We start from the raw sequence: 16,099 nt of genomic DNA, 5'->3' as shown, positions 1-16,099 counted from the left end.
CTGTCCCCAGGATCACACCACACGGACTCCAAGACGAGACCCAGGAAGCGCCCGCGGCGCGCGTCAGCCCTGCAGCGTCACCTCGCGGCGCACCGGCAGCACGACCGGGTGCGAGCCGGCCATGACCTCGAGCACGCGGATCACCTGGCTCGAGTAGCCGAACTCGTTGTCGTACCAGACGTAGAGGATGACGTCGGTGCCGTTCGCGATCGTGGCGAGCCCGTCGACGATGCCGGCGCGGTGCGAGCCGACGAAGTCGGTCGAGACGACCTCGGGCGACTCGACGTAGTCGATCTGCTGGCGCAGCTTCGAGTGCAGCGACACGCGGCGCAGGTAGTCGTTGATCTCGGTCTTCTCGGCGGGACGCTCGAGCGTCAGGTGCAGCACCGCGAGCGAGACATCGGGCGTGGGCACCCGGATCGCGGATCCGGTGAGCTTGCCGGCGAACTCGGGGAGGGCGCGGGCGACGGCCTTCGCGGCGCCGGTCTCAGTGATCACCATGTTCAGCACGGCGGAGCGGCCGCGGCGGTCGCCGGAGTGGAAGTTGTCGATGAGGTTCTGGTCGTTGGTGAACGAGTGCACCGTCTCGACGTGGCCGCGGACGATGCCGTACGCCTCGTCGACGGCCTTGAGAACCGGCGTGATCGCATTGGTCGTGCAGGACGCGGCGGACAGGATCCGGTCGCCGTCCTCGATCGTGTCGTGGTTGATCCCGTGCACGATGTTCTTCAGGTCGCCCTTGCCGGGGGCCGTGAGCAGCACCCGCGCGACGCCGGCGGACTCGAGGTGGCGGCTCAGGCCCGCCTCGTCGCGCCAGCGTCCGGTGTTGTCCACCACGATCGCGTCATGGATGCCGTAGGCGGTGTAATCGATCGTCGCGGGGTCGTTCGAGTAGATGACCTGGATCCGGGTGCCGTTCGCGATGATCTGCGAGTTCTCCTCGTCGACGTCGACGGAGCCCTCGAACCGTCCGTGCACCGAGTCGCGCAGCAGCAGCGAGGCGCGCTTGACGAGATCGTTCTCGGCGCCCTTGCGCACCACGATCGCGCGCAGGCGCAGGCCGCTGCCGCCGCCGGTGTGCGCGATGAGGATGCGCGCGAGGAGGCGTCCGATGCGGCCGAAGCCGTAAAGCACCACATCCGTGGGCTCGGCGGGAGCGGTCTCGGCGAGGGCCGGGGCGAGCTCGACGCGCAGGCGCTCCACGAGCCCCTCCGGGCCGTCCTTCACGTGCTCCGCGAGCCGGCCCAGGTCGAGGGAGGACGCGGAGGGCTCGAGCTCGCGCAGCGCCTCGAGCACGGCCAGCGTGTCCTCGAGCGCGAGCTCGTCGTGGCCGAGGGCCGCGACGCGCTCATGCACCTCGAGGATCTCGGTCGTGCCCAGGCCGAGCAGGCGGTGCCCGTGCAGCGACGTCACCACGTCGCGGCCGCGGTTCAGGCCGCCGATCAGCGGGATCATCCGCTCGGCGAGTTCTTCTCTGGCCTTCCAGTCGTCGCGGCGCGCGGCGAAGTCGTTCATCGGGGTCCTTGCACACAGTTGCGCCACGGATGCGTGGCGTGGGAATCGGGAGGGGCGGATCCGCCCTCCTCCAGGCTAGACGGCGTGGTCGCCGCCACCCGGCCGTTGCGGGGCGCAAGAAACGCCGTTCTTGACGCTCCGCTCAAGGCGAGCGCCGACATTCACCGCCGGCCGCATGCAAGATCGTCGGTGATCCGGCCGGCGGATCCGGCGCAGGCACCGGCGCGGACGTCAGCCGAGCGCGGCGATCGCGTCCCGGAGCACGCCTCCCGCAGCCTCCAGCGCGGGGGCCGCGATGTCGGCGGAGGCACCGGTGAAGAGCATCAGCAGCGCGAGCTTGACGGATCCGCCGGCCTCGGCGAGTGCCCGCACGGCGTCGTCCTGCGCGGCGCCGGTGAGCTGGATGAGGGTGCGCACGGAACGAGCGCGCAGCTTCTCGTTCGTGGCCTGCAGATCCACCATGACACCGCGGTAGGTCTTGCCGAGGCGGACCATCGACAGCGTCGAGAGCATGTTCACCACGAGCTTCTGCGCCGTGCCCGCCTTGAGGCGGGTGGATCCGGTCACGAACTCGGGCCCCACGACGACCTCGATCGGCACGTCGGCCGCCGCGCCGATCGCGGAGTGGGCATTCGCGGCGATCGCGACGGTGAGCGCTCCGGCCTCCCGCGCGTAGGCGAGCCCGCCGAGCACGTACGGCGTGCGTCCCGAGGCGGAGATCCCGACGACCGTGTCGTCCGCGGTCAGGCCGAGGGCGCGCAGGGACTCCGCCGCCGCGCGATCGTCGTCCTCGGCGTTCTCCACGGCGTCGCGGATCGCAGCGTCCCCGCCGGCGATGACGCCGACGACCATGCCCGGGTCGGTGCCGAACGTGGGCGGGCACTCGGAGGCGTCGAGCACGCCGACCCGGCCCGCCGTGCCCGCTCCGATGTAGATGAGCCGGCCGCCGCGGCGGAAGCGCTCGGTGATGCCGTCGACCGCCTGGCCGATCCGCTCGGCCTGCGCGCCGACCGCTTCCGGCACGCGCCGGTCCTCGGCGTTCATCGCGCGCACGAGCTCCATGGTGGGCAGGAGATCGAGGTCACCGCGCGCGGTGTCCGCCTGCTCGGTGGCGAGCCCGGACAGCTCGCCGATCAGCGCGGCCAGGCGCGCGTCCTCGGCCGCGGCATCCTCCGCGGGCGTGTTCTCATCCGGCACGGTGCACGAACCTTTCGTGGAGAGGGGCGCGCCGCTCGGCGATCATGGCGGCGCCGTCGAGCGCGTCGCCGCGGGCGGGGACCGCCTCGAGCCCCCGTGCCGCCAGCGCGGACGACAGCGCGCCGTGGAAGCCCTCGTGCGAGGTCAGGCCGCCGTGCAGGGCGACGACGGCGGATCCTCCGGACGCGGCGAGCGCGGTCTCGGCGAGGAGCCGCGCGGCGTCGTCCCGGATGGCGAGAGCAGCCGCATCGCCGTGGTCGGCTGCGGAGAGCACTGCGGGGGCGAACGTGGCAAGGAGCCGGGCGGGTGCCGTCGCTGCGCCCACCCAGGCGATGGGCGAGGTGCCGTCCCCGATGAGCGCGGCCAGGTCGTCGGACAGCATGGTCGCGGGGCCGAGCCCGTCGCGGGCGCGGAGCACCGCCCGCACGCCCTCGCGGCCGAGCCAGGAGCCGCTGCCGAGGTCGCCGAGGTCGGGACCCCAGCCGTCGACGCTGCGGTGCGCGTCGGCCGTGATGCCGAGGGCGACCGCGCCGGTCCCGGCGATGAGCAGCACGCCCGCCTCGCCGCCGAGCGCGCCGGCGTGCGCGGTCACCACGTCGGACGTGACGGCGACCGGTGCACCGCGGTCGGCCGCGAGCGCGCGGGCGAGGGCGTCCGCCTCGGCCTCGGCGTACAGGGCGCCGGCCGCGCCGACGCCGATCCGCTCCGGACCCACGTCGGCCAGCAGCGGCAGGATCGCGTCCAGGGCGAGGGCGACGCCGTCGCGTGCGGCGAGGCCCGGCGCTCCCCCGCCCTCGCGGCGGACGGATGCGCCGTCGACCGTCAGGCGGGCCCGGCACAGCGACTTGCCGAGGTCGATCGCGGCGGTGCCGGAAGAGGTCATGCACAAAATGTACGGGATCCGAACGATCTGGAGAAGCAGCCGGGCCGTCCCCGTCGGCGCGGTCACCGCACCAGCAGCATGGCGGCCATGACAACGAGCGAGAGCGCCATCGCCGCGCCCTCCGTCTCGAGCAGGATCCGGCCGTGCGCGCGCCGTCGACCCATCGCCACGGCCACTCCCCCGTGCCGCACCCGGGCGACGACCATGAGGCCGAGCAGTGCCGCGGCGGCGACCACGGCGACGACGGTCATGGGCACGAGGACGCCGTGCGCTGCGTGGCTCGTCACGGTCACGGCCGAGCCGACCCAGGGGCCGCGGGCGTCGAGCAGAGCGAGTGCGCACACCGCCATCACGATGCAGCCGAGCGCGCGGTGGAAGCATGCGCCCGCGTGGACGCGGCCGCGGATCCCGACGACGCCGAGCATGGCCGAGCCGATCCCGCTTGCCGTGACGAGCAGCAGCAGTCCCGCGTCCCCGGCCGCGACGCACAGCGCCACCATGCCGAGCGCCATGACGACGGCGCTCTGCCGCGACTGCCACGGCACGACGCTCGGCGCGACCCGCCCGGCGATGAGGCAGCAGGCGGCGGCCGTGATGGCGGATCCGGCCATCAGCAGCATCACCGCCGCATGGAGCATGCTCGCAACTTTATTGATCGACCGCTCAAAATCAATACCCCAGGGAGGGATCGGATCCGCACGATCGGGCGCGGACTGCGCGAGGATGGACCCATGCCCCGAGTCGTCGACCACGATGCGCGCCGGCGCGACATCGCCGCAGCGCTGCTCGCCGTCGCCGCGCGCGATGGCCACGAGGGCGTGAACTCGCGCGCCGTGGCGCGGGAGCTCGGCGTCGCCGTGGGGTCGCTGTGGCACTACTTCGACGGCTTCGACGACGTGATCCGCGCCGCCGCCGCCGAGGTCACCCGGCGCACCGAGGAGCGCATCCGCACCGCCACCGACGGGCTGCGCGGGCTCGCGCGCCTCGACGCGATCATGCGCGAGGTCCTTCCGATCGATGCCGTCACCCGCACGGAGGCGCACATCGTCGTCGGCTTCTGGGGGCGACTCGCTTCGCTCGCGCCGGCGTCGGACGCCTCGTCGGCGACCCTCCCGCTCTGGCGCACCGAGACCGCCGAGGCGCTCGCGCAGGCGGTCGAGGACGGCGAGCTCCGCCCGCACACCCCACTGGAGGACCTGCTCGCGCTCCTGCGCGCGATCACCTACGGACAGCAGATCGTCGAGGTCGCCGAACCCGCCGACGCCGCCGCCCACCTGCGGGTGCTCGCCGCGATCCTGGATCCCTGGCGCACCTGAAGCCGGGCCATTGCGAGCGTCCGCTTCCGGGCGTACCATCGTCGCAACCCGTTTCTTGAGCGTTCGCTCAACTAAACCGCAGAGGTCGACGATGTCCCACCACGCCCCGCAGCCGCTCATGCTCGAGACAATCCCGGCGCCGCATCCGCTGGATCCGCTCACCGGATCCGAGATCGCCGCCGCGCGCGCGGTCCTCGAGACGGCCGGGCTGCTCGGCGACACCGTGCGGGTGCCGATGCTGCTGCCCGACGAGCCGACCCGGCAGGAGCTCGCGTCGTGGCGACCGGGCGCGCCGATCGACCGCCGCGTCGACGCCACCCTGCTCGACACCGCGACCGGCGTCGCCACCGAGGTGATCGTCTCGATCACGCGCGGCGAGGTGCTCCGTGCCGAGCGGGTGCCGAACGACGCCCCGCCGTACGGGCAGCCGCAGTACCTGTTCGAGGAGTACGAGCGCGCCGAGGCCATCGCGAAGGCCTCCCCCGAGTGGCGCGCCGCGATGCAGCGCCGCGGGCTCGCCGAGCACATCGACCTCGCGTTCTGCTCGCCGCTCGCCCCGGGCTTCACCGGCCGCGCCGACGAGGTCGGCCGCCGGGTCATCCGCTCGCTCACCTTCCTGCGCTACGACGAGCTCGACTCGCCGTGGGCGCATCCCGTCGAGGGCCTCATCGTGCACATCGACCTCACCTCCGGCAGCGTGATCCGAGTCGAGGACATCAGCGACGTGCCAGTGCCGGCGGGCCACGGCAACTACTACCCCGAGGTGCAGGGCGGGGCGCGCGCGAGCCTCAAGCCGATCGAGATCGTCCAGCCCGAGGGGCCGAGCTTCTCCGTCTCCGGATCCCTCGTGAAGTGGGAGAACTGGTCGATGCGGGTGAGCTTCAACGCCCGCGAGGGCCTCGTGCTGCACGACGTGCGCTTCGACGGCCGTCCCGTCCTGAACCGCGCGAGCGTGCCCGAGATGGTGGTGCCTTACGGCGACACGGCGCCGGGACGCTTCTGGATCAGCTACTTCGACGCCGGCGAGTACCTGCTCGGCAAGAACGCCAACCACCTCGAGCTCGGCTGCGACTGCCTCGGCGTGATCCGCTACCTCGACGGCTACGTCGCCGACGACCGGGGCCACCCGGTGCGGATCCCCAACGTCATCTGCATGCACGAGGAGGACACGGGGATCCTCTGGAAGCACACGAACCTCGAAGGCCGCAGCGACGTGCGCCGCGCCCGCCGCTTCGTCGTCTCCTACTTCTCCACGATCGGCAACTACGACTACGGCTTCTACTGGAACTTCGGCCTGGACGGCACCATCGAGGTGATCGCGAAGGCCACCGGCATCGTGTTCGTCGGCGCCGGCGAGCCCGGCATCCCGCAGCGACACGCGACCGAGCTGGCCCCAGGAGTGTTCGCACCGGTGCATCAGCACCTGTTCTGCGCGAGGCTCGATGTCGCGGTCGACGGATCCGACAACCGCCTGGTCGAGGTCGACGCGCAGCGCGTGCCGATGGGTCCGGAGAACCCGTTCGGCAACGCCTTCAGCTGGACCGAGACCCCGCTCGCCTCGGAGGCCGCGGCGCAGCGCGAGGCCGACACCTCGGTCGCCCGGGTGTGGGAGGTGCAGAGCGCCTCGCGCACGAACGCCGTCGGCCGCCCCACCGCCTACCAGCTCGTGCCGCAGCCGACGGCGCTGCTCATGGCCGACCCTGCCTCCTCGGTCGCCGCCCGCGCCGCCTTCGCCACGAAGCACCTCTGGGCGACCGTGCACCGCGAGGGCGAGCACTGGCCCGCGGGGCGCTACCCGAACGCCCACCAGGGCGGCGCCGGACTGCCCGCGTACACGGCGGGTGATGCCCCGCTGGACGGCCCGGACGGCGCCGACCTCGTGCTCTGGCACACGTTCGGGCTCACGCACTTCCCGCGCCCCGAGGACTGGCCCATCATGCCCGTGGACACCGCGGGCTTCGCGTTCCGCCCTTACGGCTTCCTCGACCAGAACCCCGGCATGGACGTCCCCGAGTCGTCGCAGGCGCACGCCGTGGCCGGCGCCTCGGCCGGATCCTGCTGCGGCGGCGGAGACGCCTGCACCTGCGGGCACTGATCCGCAGGGCGCCTCAGCCGGCCCGGGCGACGAAGTCCTCCGAGGCGGCGAGCGCGTCGGCCGCGGCGATGATCGTGTCGCGCAGGGCTGCCGCCGCCCGCGTCGGCGCCATGTCGGCGCGGTGGGTGAGGCTCAGCGTGCGGGTGAGCTTCGACGCGAGCGGCACCGTGCGCAGGCCGGGGCGCCCGAGCGCGACCATGGCGGGCACCAGAGCGACCCCCACGCCGCGCTCCACGAAGCGCAGCACGGTGTCCATCTCCGGGCCCTCCACGACCACCTCCGGCACGAGGCCCGCCGCGGCGAACGCGGCGTCGGTCGCGACCCGCAGTTCGTAGCTGCGCGGGAACGCGATGAGCGGCAGATCGGCGACGGCCGCGAGCGCGATCTGGTGACCGTGGCTGACCGGCGGCCGCGCGGCGGACGACGCCAGCACGAGATCCTCCTCCAGCAGCGCGGTGCGACTGAGGCTCACCGGCGAGGCCGCCGCCGCATCCGACGAGGCGAGCAGGGCGAGGTCGAGCCCGCCTTCGGCGAGCGCGGCGACGAGACGACGCGACCCGCGCTCCGTGATCTCCAGCTCGATGCCCGGGTGCGCCTGGTGGAAGGAGCTCACGACGTCCGGCACGATGCTGGCGCACAGCGAGGGCGGCGCACCCAGGCGCACCCTGCCCCGGCGCAGCCCGGCGATCTCAGCCATCTCCCGGCGCACCGAGGCGGCGTCGGCGAGCATGCGGCGCGCGTACGGCAGCAGCACCTCCCCCGCCGCTGTCAGCGAGATGTGCCCGCGAGCGCGATGGAAGAGCTCGGATCCGAACTCGCGCTCCAGCGTCGAGATCTGCCGGCTCAGCGAGGGCTGCGCGAGATGCAGCTCCTCCGCGGCGCGCGTGAAGTTGCCGAGGCGGGCGATCTCGACGAAACCGCGGAGCTGCTCGAGGTTCATGGCCATAGCCTAGGCGCATTCTTTCAAGCGGGATTATGCATTGGAGGAATCATGAGCGGATTCCTAGCGTGGAAGGCATGACACAGAACCTCTCCCCCGAGCGCCTCGTCGCCACGTCGGTGCTCGTGATCGGCACCGGCGGATCCGGCCTGCGCGCGGCCATCGAGGTCGCCGAGCAGGGCGTCGACGTGCTGGCCGTCGGCAAGCGGCCGCGCCACGACGCGCACACCTCTCTCGCCGCGGGCGGCATCAACGCCGCGCTCGGCACCATGGATCCCGAGGACTCCTGGCAGCAGCACGCGGCCGACACCATCAAGGAGAGCTACTTCCTCGCCGACCCGCGCACCGTCGAGATCGTGACGCGCGGCGCCGAGGAGGGGATCCGCGACCTCGAGCGCTACGGCATGTCCTTCGCCCGTGAGGACGACGGCCGCATCTCGCAGCGCTTCTTCGGCGCGCACACCTTCCGCCGCACCGCGTTCGCGGGCGACTACACCGGGCTGGAGATCCAGCGCGCGCTCGTGGACCGGGCGGAGCGCCTGGAGATCCCGATCCTCGACACCGTCTACATCACGCGCCTGCTCGTGGACGAGGCGGCCGCCGCGGACGGCACCGCCGCGCCCCGGGTCTTCGGCGCCTACGGCTTCGATCTGCTCGACGGCACCCGCTACCTCATCCACGCCGATGCCGTGATCCTCGCCGCCGGCGGCCACAACCGGATCTGGCGGCGCACCTCGTCCCGGCGCGACGAGAACACCGGCGACTCCTTCCGGCTCGCGGTCGAGGCGGGCGGACGCATCCGCGACCCGGAGCTCGTGCAGTTCCACCCCTCGGGCATCCTCCAGCCGGAGAGCGAGGCGGGCACGCTGGTCTCCGAGGCGGCGCGCGGCGAGGGCGGCATCCTGCGCAACGCGCTCGGCGAGCGCTTCATGCAGCGCTACGACCCCGAGCGGATGGAGCTGTCCACCCGCGACCGCGTCGCGCTGGCCGCGTACACCGAGATCGCGGAGGGACGCGGAACGCCGAACGGCGGCGTCTGGCTCGACGTCTCGCATCTGCCCCGCGAGACGATCATGATCCGGCTGCCGCGCGTCTACCAGACGATGCTCGAGCTGCAGATGCTCGACATCACGAAGGATCCGATCGAGATCGCCCCGACCGCGCACTACTCGATGGGCGGCGTGTGGGTGCGCCCCGAGGACCATCGCACCGACGTGGACGGGCTGTACGCGATCGGCGAGGCCTCATCGGGCCTGCACGGCGCGAACCGGCTCGGCGGCAACTCGCTCATCGAACTGCTCGTGTTCGGCCGGATCACGGGACGCGCGGCCGTCGCGCACGCCCAGGGCCTCGACGCGCAGCGCCGCTCGGCAGAGGCTGTGCACCGCGCCAGGGCCGAGGTCGACGACCTCCTCGCCGCCGACGGGCCGGAGAACGTGCGCGCCCTGCAGCGTGCGATCCGCGACACGATGACCGCGCACGCCGGCGTGGTCCGCGATGAGGAGGGCCTGCTCGCCGGGCTCCGCGAGCTCGACGCGATCGAGGAGCGCATGACGCGGATCGGGATCCACCCCGACATCGCCGGATTCCAGGACCTCGCGCACGCCTTCGACCTGCGCTCCTCCGCGCTCGCCGCCCGGGCGACGCTCGAGGCCGCCCTGGAGCGGCGGGAGACGCGAGGCTGCCACAACCGCAGCGACTACCCCGACCTGGACCCGGCGCTGCAGGTGAACCTGGTCTGGTCGCCGTCGACCGGGGTGGTGCGCGAGGAGATCCCGCCGGTCCCCGCCGAGATCGCCGCGCTCATCCGCGACGTCGACACCGCCGGCAAGCTCGTCGAATAGGAGCGCGCGCGGCTCCGCGCACGGGCCCGGCGGCGGACTGCTCATCCGCCACCGGGCCTGCGGTGGTAGAGTGCCGCAACGGATCGTATACAAAGTCGTCGATCCACCCCTTCATCCTCCCGAGGTGATCAGCCGTGGCAGCAGTTCCCGTCGCTCCCGCAGACTCCGTCTCGACGCTCGTCGCGCGCAGCATCAGCGAGTTCCGTGCAGCCGTCTCCGACTCGTTCGTGCCGCTGCAGGTGAGCCGCGACGGATCCGATCCGTTCCGCGGCATGATCCGCGGCGCCGCCGTCGACGAGGTCCATGTCACCGACCTGCGCGCGTCACGGCACGTGGTGGAGCGCACGCCCGAGCTCATCGCCCGCGGCGACCGTTCGTACTTCAAGGTGAGCCTGATGCTCGCCGGCACCGGCCTGCTCATCCAGGACGACCGCGAGGCCGTGCTCAGCCCCGGCGATCTCGCGGTGTACGACACCGACCGCCCGTACTCCCTGGTGTTCGACGAGGACTTCCGCACCATGGTCGTGATGTTCCCGAAGCACCTGCTCAGCCTGCCGCCGGAGATGGTCGGGCAGCTCACCGCCGTGCGCATCTCGGGCCAGGAAGGCTTGGGCGGCATGGTCGTGCCGTACCTGCGCCAGCTGGCCACGAACCTCGATCAGCTGGCCGGCGCCACCGGTGCGCGCCTGGCGCACAGCGCCCTCGACCTCGTCTCCACGGTGTTCACGCGCGAGCTCGGACTCGACGAGGCCGCCGCCGATCCGCATCGCGCGCTCGTGCAGCGCATCCGCGGCCACATCGACCGCAACCTCGCATCCACGCATCTCGGCCCCGCGTCGATCGCGGCGGCGCACTTCATCTCGGTGCGTCACCTGCACGGCCTGTTCCAGGAGCAGGGCACGACCGTGTCGACCTGGATCCGCACCCGCCGCCTCGAGCAGTGCCGACGCGATCTGCTCGATCCGGTGCTCGCCGAGCGCCCGGTCGCGGCGATCGCCGCCCGCTGGGGGTTCGTGGACGCGGCGCACTTCAGCCGCGCGTTCAAGACCGCCTACGGCGTCTCCCCCAGCGAGTACCGGGCGACGCACTGAGCAGCGGACGCCTCAGTCGTCGAGCTCGATGTCGACGACCTCGATCTCGATGAACCCGCCGACGACGCGCGTGCGGAAGGTGCGCAGCATGAGCGACGGATCCGTGAGGCACTCGCCGGTGCCGAGGTCGTAGACCTCCTTGTGCAGCGGCGAGGCGACGGTCGGCCGGTCGCCGCGCGAGCCGACGATGCCGCGCGCCATGACGGGGGCGCCGTCGGCGGCGGGATCGGTGTGCTCGACCGCGTACACCTCTCTCGGGGAGAGCAGGAAGAGCGCGATCTGCCGCATCCGGATGAGCACGGCCTCGCCCCAGGAGGGCTCGAGGTCGTCGACGCGGCAGGCGCGCTCCCACACGGTGCGCGGAGCGGCGGGGCGAGGAAGAGTCTGCGTGATCGTCATGCCGCGACAGTAGGCGCCGGATGTTTCGGGAAACGTCGCCGCGCATGACGGCCGTGTGAAAGACGTCTCACACGTTCGCACCGTCCCTGTGCGAACGGCGTCATCCCCCGGTTACATAAGCGAAACGGGAGGGAAACGGCGCCCTCATACGCTCGGGATCCACCGACACGGAGGAGGGCACGCATGACGACCCGACACACGCTGATCGCCGGAGGCGGTCCCGCCGCGCACCGTCTCGTCGAGGCGCTGCTCTCCCGCTTCGCCGACGACCCGCGGGTCGCGCACCGCATCACCGTCCTCGCCGAGGAGCCCCACCTGCCGTACGACCGCGTGCAGCTGAGCAAGCGCCTCGCGGACGGCACCGTGGATCTCACGCTCGAGCCCGCCTCGTGCTGGGAGGAGCCCGCCGTCGCGCTGCGGGTCGGCGAGGCGGCGGTCGCCATCGATCGCGCCGCGAAGACCGTCACCACCTCGGCCGGCGAGGTCATCGGCTACGACGACCTCGTGCTGGCGACCGGCTCCTCCGCGCCTGTACCGGACATCCCCGGCGCCCCCGCCGCACGCGTCTACCGCACCATCGCCGACGTCGACGCCCTCGTCGCGGAGATCGCCGCGCTGCGCACGACGCTCGGACGCGCCCCGCGCGTCGCCGTGGCCGGCGGCGGCCTGCTCGGGCTGGAGGCCGCCGGCGGCGTCGCCGCGCTCGGCGCGGAGGCCGTCATCATCCACTCCGGCGGCTGGCTGATGTCGGCCCAGCTGGACGAGGGCGGCGGGCAGGCGCTCAGCCGCCTCATCGCCGCGCGCGGGATCGACCTGCATCTCGGCACCCGCCCGCAGCGGATCCTCCTCGACGAGGACGGCCGGCCGACCGCGGTGCGCTGCACCGACGGGCGCACCGTCCCCGCCGACATCGTGGTGTTCGCGATCGGCATCCGGGCGCGCGACGAGCTGGCGCGCGAGGCCGGGATCGACACCGCCGAGCGCGGCGGAGTGGTCGTGGACGACGCGTGCCGCAGCTCGGATCCCTCGGTGTGGGCGATCGGCGAGGTCGCCGCGATCGACGGCCGCACGGTCGGCCTGGTGGCGCCCGCGAACGCGATGGCCGAGACCGTCGCCGATCGCCTGGTCGGCGGCGACGCGACCTTCACCACGATCGACGATGCGACCAAGCTCAAGCTCTCCGGCGTCGATGTGGCGAGCTTCGGCGACGCCCTGGCCAAGGAGCCCGGCGCCCTGGAGATCGTGTACGCGGATCCGGCTCGCGGCCTGTACCAGAAGCTCGTCGTGAGCGACGACGCGAAGACCCTGCTCGGCGGCGTGTTCGTCGGCGATGCCGCGCCGTACGCCGGGCTGCGTCCGCTGCTCGGCCGCGCGCTGGACGCGGAACCCGCGGCCTACCTCTCCGCCGCCGGCGCCGAGCCGCCGGCGGGAGGCGCCCTGCCCGATGACGCGTTCGTGTGCTCCTGCAACAACGTGACCGCGGGCGCCGTGCGCGAGGCCGTGGGCGGCGGCTGCCACGACCTCGGCGAGCTGAAGGCGTGCACCCGGGCGGGCACGCAGTGCGGCTCCTGCGTGCCGCTCGTGAAGAAGCTGCTCGAGGCGGAGCTGACCGCCGCCGGTGCGACGGTGTCGCGCGCGCTCTGCGAGCACTTCGACCTGTCCCGGCAGGAGCTCTTCGAGTCGATCCGGGTGCTCGGCCTCACCAGCTGGGACGACACCCTCACCCGCCTCGGCCGCGGGCTGGGCTGCGACATCTGCAAGCCGGTGGTCGCCTCGATCCTGGCGAGCCAGCACGGGCAGTACCTGCTCGACGACGGGCGCGGTCCGCTGCAGGACACGAACGACCGCGCACTCGCGAACATGCAGAAGGACGGCACGTACTCGGTGGTCCCGCGGATCCCGGGTGGCGAGATCACGCCCGACAAGCTCGCCGTGATCGCCCGCGTCGCGCAGGACTTCGGGCTCTACACGAAGATCACCGGCGGGCAGCGCATCGACATGTTCGGCGCCCGCCTGGAGCAGCTGCCGGAGATCTGGCGCGAGCTCGTGGACGCCGGCTTCGAGTCGGGCCAGGCCTATGGCAAGTCGCTGCGGAACGTGAAGAGCTGCGTGGGATCGACCTGGTGCCGCTACGGCGTGCAGGACTCCGTCGGCATGGCGGTGGCGCTGGAGCTGCGGTACCGCGGCCTGCGCAGCCCGCACAAGCTGAAGTTCGGCGTCTCGGGCTGCGCCCGCGAGTGCGCGGAGGCGCGCGGCAAGGACGTGGGCGTGATCGCGACCGACAAGGGGTGGAACCTGTACATCGGCGGCAACGGCGGCTTCCAGCCCGCGCACGCCCAGCTGCTGGCCTCCGACCTGGACGACGAGACCCTGGTGCGCTACATCGACCGCTACCTGATGTACTACATCCGCACGGCCGACCGCCTGCAGCGCACGGCGCGCTGGATCGAGGAGCTCGAGGACGGGCTCGACCATGTCCGCGACGTCGTCGTGCACGACTCGCTCGGCCTCGCCGAGGAGCTCGAGGCGGCGATGGCCAAGCACGTCGACACCTACGAGGACGAGTGGGCCGCGACGTTGCGCGACCCGGAGCGGCTGCGCCGGTTCCGCTCGTTCGTGAACGCTCCGGGCGAGGCGGATCCGTCGATCGCGCGGGTCGAGGAGCGCGGCCAGCTCCGCCCCGCGACCCCCGAGGAGCGGGCGGCGGGGGTGGTGCCGATCGCGGGCACCCGCATCCCGGTGCGGACGCCGGAGCCCGCTCCCACGGGACGGCGCCTGCCGGCGTTCAGCACGGAGGAGCGGTCGTGACCGCGCGGCGCGGCAGCGTCGTGCTCGTCGGCGGCGGCCCCGGGGATCCCGAGCTGCTGACGGTGGGCGCCGTGCGCGCGCTGGCGGCGGCGGACGTCGTGCTCTACGACCGGCTCGCGCCCTACGAGCTGCTCGCCGAGCTCGCGCCCGGGGCGGAGCTCATCGATGTGGGCAAGCGCCCCGGGCACCACCCGATCGCGCAGGAGGAGATCGAGCGGATCCTCGTGGAGCGCGCGCTGGGCGGCGCCCGCGTGGTGCGCTTCAAGGGCGGCGACCCGTTCGTGTTCGGTCGGGGCGGCGAGGAGCTCGAGGCGTGCCGGCGCGCGGGGGTTCCCGTGCGGGTGATCCCGGGCGTGACGAGCGCCATCGCGGTTCCCGCCGCGTCGGGCGTGCCCGTCACGCACCGCGGGATCTCCCGGATGTTCACCGTGGTGTCGGGGCATGCGCCGTTGTCCGCCGCGGAGCTCGAGCACCTCGCGCAGCTCGGCGGCACCATCGTGGTGCTCATGGGCGTGACGAACCTGCCGTCGATCGCCGCGGGACTGCTGCGCAGCGGGATGAGCGCCCGCACCGGCGTCGCCATCATCGAGCGCGGCTGCTCGGCGGCGCAGCGGACCACCATCGCGGATCTCGCGGAGATCCGCGCCGTCGCCGAGCGCGCCGGCGTCGCCTCCCCCGCCGTGATCGTGATCGGCGAGGTCGTCCGGCTCGCGCAGCAGGGCGACGCCGCCGCGGCCGCCATGCTCGCCGACGTCGGCTCGACCGGCGGAGCGCCGTGATGCACGAATCCGTCGATCCCTGCCCGCCGGCGCCGGTGACGGGGTTCGGCCCGGACCAGCTGGCCGGCTTCCGGATCGGTGTCACGAGCGACCGCCGCTCGGCCGACCTCATCGACGCGTTCGAACGACGCGGCGCCACGGTGCTGCACGCGCCGACCGTGCACATGCGGCACGCGGAGGACGACGCGCCGGTCATCGCCGACACGCAGCGCGTCATCGCAGAGCAGCCGGACGTGCTGCTGGCCACGACCAGCTACGGCATGCGGCGCTGGTTCGAGGTGGCGGATGCCGCGGGGCTCGGCGAGGCGCTGCAGCGCACGCTCGCCGCCTCGGCGATCCTCGTGCGCGGCCCGAAGGCGCGCGGCGCCGTCCGCGCCGCCGGACTCGACGATCGGGGCATGAGCGACGAGGAGACCACGGCATCGCTCGTGAGCCTGACCATCGCCGAGTTCGCCGCCGGCGCGACCGTCGCGGTGCAGCTGCACGGCCAGCGCGACGAGGCGCAGCTGCGCCGCCTGCGCGACGCCGGGATGCGCGTGGTCACCGTGGCGCCCTACGCCTGGTCGACCGCGGGGGACGACGACGAGCGCGTCACCCGGCTGGTCGACGCGATCGCCGCACGCCAGCTCGACTGCGTGACGTTCACCAGCGCCCCCGCGGTCGAGGGCCTGTTCCTCGCGGCGCTCGCCCGCGGCCGCCACGACGAGGTCGTCGAGGCGCTGCGCGAGGGCGTGGTCGCGGGCAGCGTGGGCCCGGTGACGTCGGCACCCCTGCAGCGGGCGGGGATCCCGGCGCTGCAGCCGGAGCGGTTCCGCATGGGCGCGCTCATCCGGCTCGTGTGCGAGCACCTGGAGGAGCGCGCCACCCTGCGGGTGCGCACGCGGCACGGCGAGGTGCAGCTGCGCGGCAGCGTCGCGGTGGTCGACGGGGCGCCGGTGCGGCTGACGCCGAACTCGCTGACGCTGTTCCGCGCGCTCGTCACCGCGAACGGGGCGGTCGTGTCGCGGCGCGCCCTCGCGAGCGCGCTGGACGGCGACGAGCACACCATGGAGGTCTCGCTCAGCCGCCTGCGGCAGAGCCTCGCCGCGCCCGGTCTCGTGGCGACCGTCGTCAAGCGCGGGTACCGGCTCGACGTCTGAACCGCCGGCGGCCCCTTCCCCTCGGCCGTTGCAGGCGTGCTCGCTCAACGACCGGGGAGGCGGCCGTCAGACCACCCTTCCCCGCGGCCGTCG

At 73.1% G+C, this 16,099-nt stretch carries 13 protein-coding genes; 7 read left to right on the top strand and 6 right to left on the bottom strand.

Translation table 11 applies throughout. The annotated features are described in order from the left end of the window. Positions 1-63 precede the first annotated feature (63 nt). From ACYQ1L_RS04940 to ACYQ1L_RS04925, 4 genes are all read right to left on the bottom strand, one after another. The gene (locus ACYQ1L_RS04940) at positions 64-1,515 is read right to left on the bottom strand and encodes a glyceraldehyde-3-phosphate dehydrogenase (protein WP_460003132.1); all 1,452 of its coding nucleotides are present in this window, start codon (positions 1,513-1,515) and stop codon (positions 64-66) included. Between the two features lie 231 nt (positions 1,516-1,746). Continuing rightward, the gene (gene murQ, locus ACYQ1L_RS04935) at positions 1,747-2,712 is read right to left on the bottom strand and encodes an N-acetylmuramic acid 6-phosphate etherase (protein WP_460003131.1); all 966 of its coding nucleotides are present in this window, start codon (positions 2,710-2,712) and stop codon (positions 1,747-1,749) included. Further along, complete coding sequence (locus ACYQ1L_RS04930; RefSeq protein WP_460003130.1) at positions 2,702-3,595, bottom strand: N-acetylglucosamine kinase; 894 nt, start codon at positions 3,593-3,595, stop codon at positions 2,702-2,704. Before ACYQ1L_RS04930 ends, murQ begins: the two co-directional genes overlap by 11 nt. Positions 3,596-3,657: 62 nt before the next feature. Beyond that, the gene (locus tag ACYQ1L_RS04925; protein ID WP_460003129.1) at positions 3,658-4,233 is read right to left on the bottom strand and encodes a hypothetical protein; all 576 of its coding nucleotides are present in this window, start codon (positions 4,231-4,233) and stop codon (positions 3,658-3,660) included. Positions 4,234-4,326: 93 nt separating this feature from the next. Here ACYQ1L_RS04925 and ACYQ1L_RS04920 point away from each other — a divergent pair, with 93 nt between their 5' ends. Together ACYQ1L_RS04920 and ACYQ1L_RS04915 are read left to right on the top strand one after the other, a co-directional pair. Continuing rightward, positions 4,327-4,911 carry a TetR/AcrR family transcriptional regulator gene (locus ACYQ1L_RS04920; protein WP_460003128.1) on the top strand — a complete coding sequence of 195 codons (585 nt, stop codon included), beginning with the start codon at positions 4,327-4,329 and terminating at the stop codon, positions 4,909-4,911. A 91-nt stretch (positions 4,912-5,002) separates the two neighbouring features. Next, on the top strand, positions 5,003-7,006 hold the full coding sequence (locus tag ACYQ1L_RS04915; protein ID WP_460003127.1) for a primary-amine oxidase: 2,004 nt from the start codon (positions 5,003-5,005) through the stop codon (positions 7,004-7,006). A 13-nt stretch (positions 7,007-7,019) separates the two neighbouring features. On the opposite strand, the gene ACYQ1L_RS04910 is transcribed toward ACYQ1L_RS04915, so the two are convergent. Then, the gene (locus ACYQ1L_RS04910) at positions 7,020-7,946 is read right to left on the bottom strand and encodes a LysR family transcriptional regulator (protein ID WP_460003126.1); all 927 of its coding nucleotides are present in this window, start codon (positions 7,944-7,946) and stop codon (positions 7,020-7,022) included. 77 nt (positions 7,947-8,023) lie between these two features. On the opposite strand from ACYQ1L_RS04910, the gene ACYQ1L_RS04905 reads away from it, so the two are divergent. Both ACYQ1L_RS04905 and ACYQ1L_RS04900 read left to right on the top strand, forming a co-directional pair. After that, positions 8,024-9,790: an FAD-binding protein gene (locus tag ACYQ1L_RS04905; protein WP_460003125.1), complete on the top strand. Its 1,767-nt coding sequence runs from the start codon at positions 8,024-8,026 to the stop codon at positions 9,788-9,790. A 134-nt stretch (positions 9,791-9,924) separates the two neighbouring features. Next, positions 9,925-10,881 (top strand): AraC-like ligand-binding domain-containing protein, encoded by a 957-nt coding sequence (locus tag ACYQ1L_RS04900; RefSeq protein ID WP_460003124.1) that lies wholly within the window; start codon positions 9,925-9,927, stop codon positions 10,879-10,881. A 12-nt stretch (positions 10,882-10,893) separates the two neighbouring features. On the opposite strand, the gene nirD is transcribed toward ACYQ1L_RS04900, so the two are convergent. Continuing rightward, a complete protein-coding gene (nirD, locus tag ACYQ1L_RS04895) occupies positions 10,894-11,280 on the bottom strand; it encodes a nitrite reductase small subunit NirD (protein ID WP_460003123.1) in 387 nt (128 codons plus the stop codon). 183 nt (positions 11,281-11,463) lie between these two features. Between nirD and nirB the strand changes: the two genes are divergently transcribed. From nirB to ACYQ1L_RS04880, 3 genes are read left to right on the top strand one after another with little or no spacing between them, the layout of a single operon-like run. Next, positions 11,464-14,088: a nitrite reductase large subunit NirB gene (nirB, locus tag ACYQ1L_RS04890; protein WP_460003122.1), complete on the top strand. Its 2,625-nt coding sequence runs from the start codon at positions 11,464-11,466 to the stop codon at positions 14,086-14,088. Continuing rightward, positions 14,085-14,867 (top strand): uroporphyrinogen-III C-methyltransferase, encoded by a 783-nt coding sequence (cobA, locus tag ACYQ1L_RS04885; protein WP_460003121.1) that lies wholly within the window; start codon positions 14,085-14,087, stop codon positions 14,865-14,867. Before nirB ends, cobA begins: the two co-directional genes overlap by 4 nt. Beyond that, complete coding sequence (locus ACYQ1L_RS04880; RefSeq protein WP_460003120.1) at positions 14,867-16,006, top strand: uroporphyrinogen-III synthase; 1,140 nt, start codon at positions 14,867-14,869, stop codon at positions 16,004-16,006. The genes cobA and ACYQ1L_RS04880 overlap by 1 nt, the downstream gene beginning before the upstream one ends. The last annotated feature ends 93 nt before the right edge of the window (positions 16,007-16,099 follow it).

Source organism: Microbacterium xylanilyticum (assembly GCF_054654695.1).
Note: the sequence above shows the minus strand (reverse complement) of the source record. Positions and strands in the feature narration are given on the sequence as shown.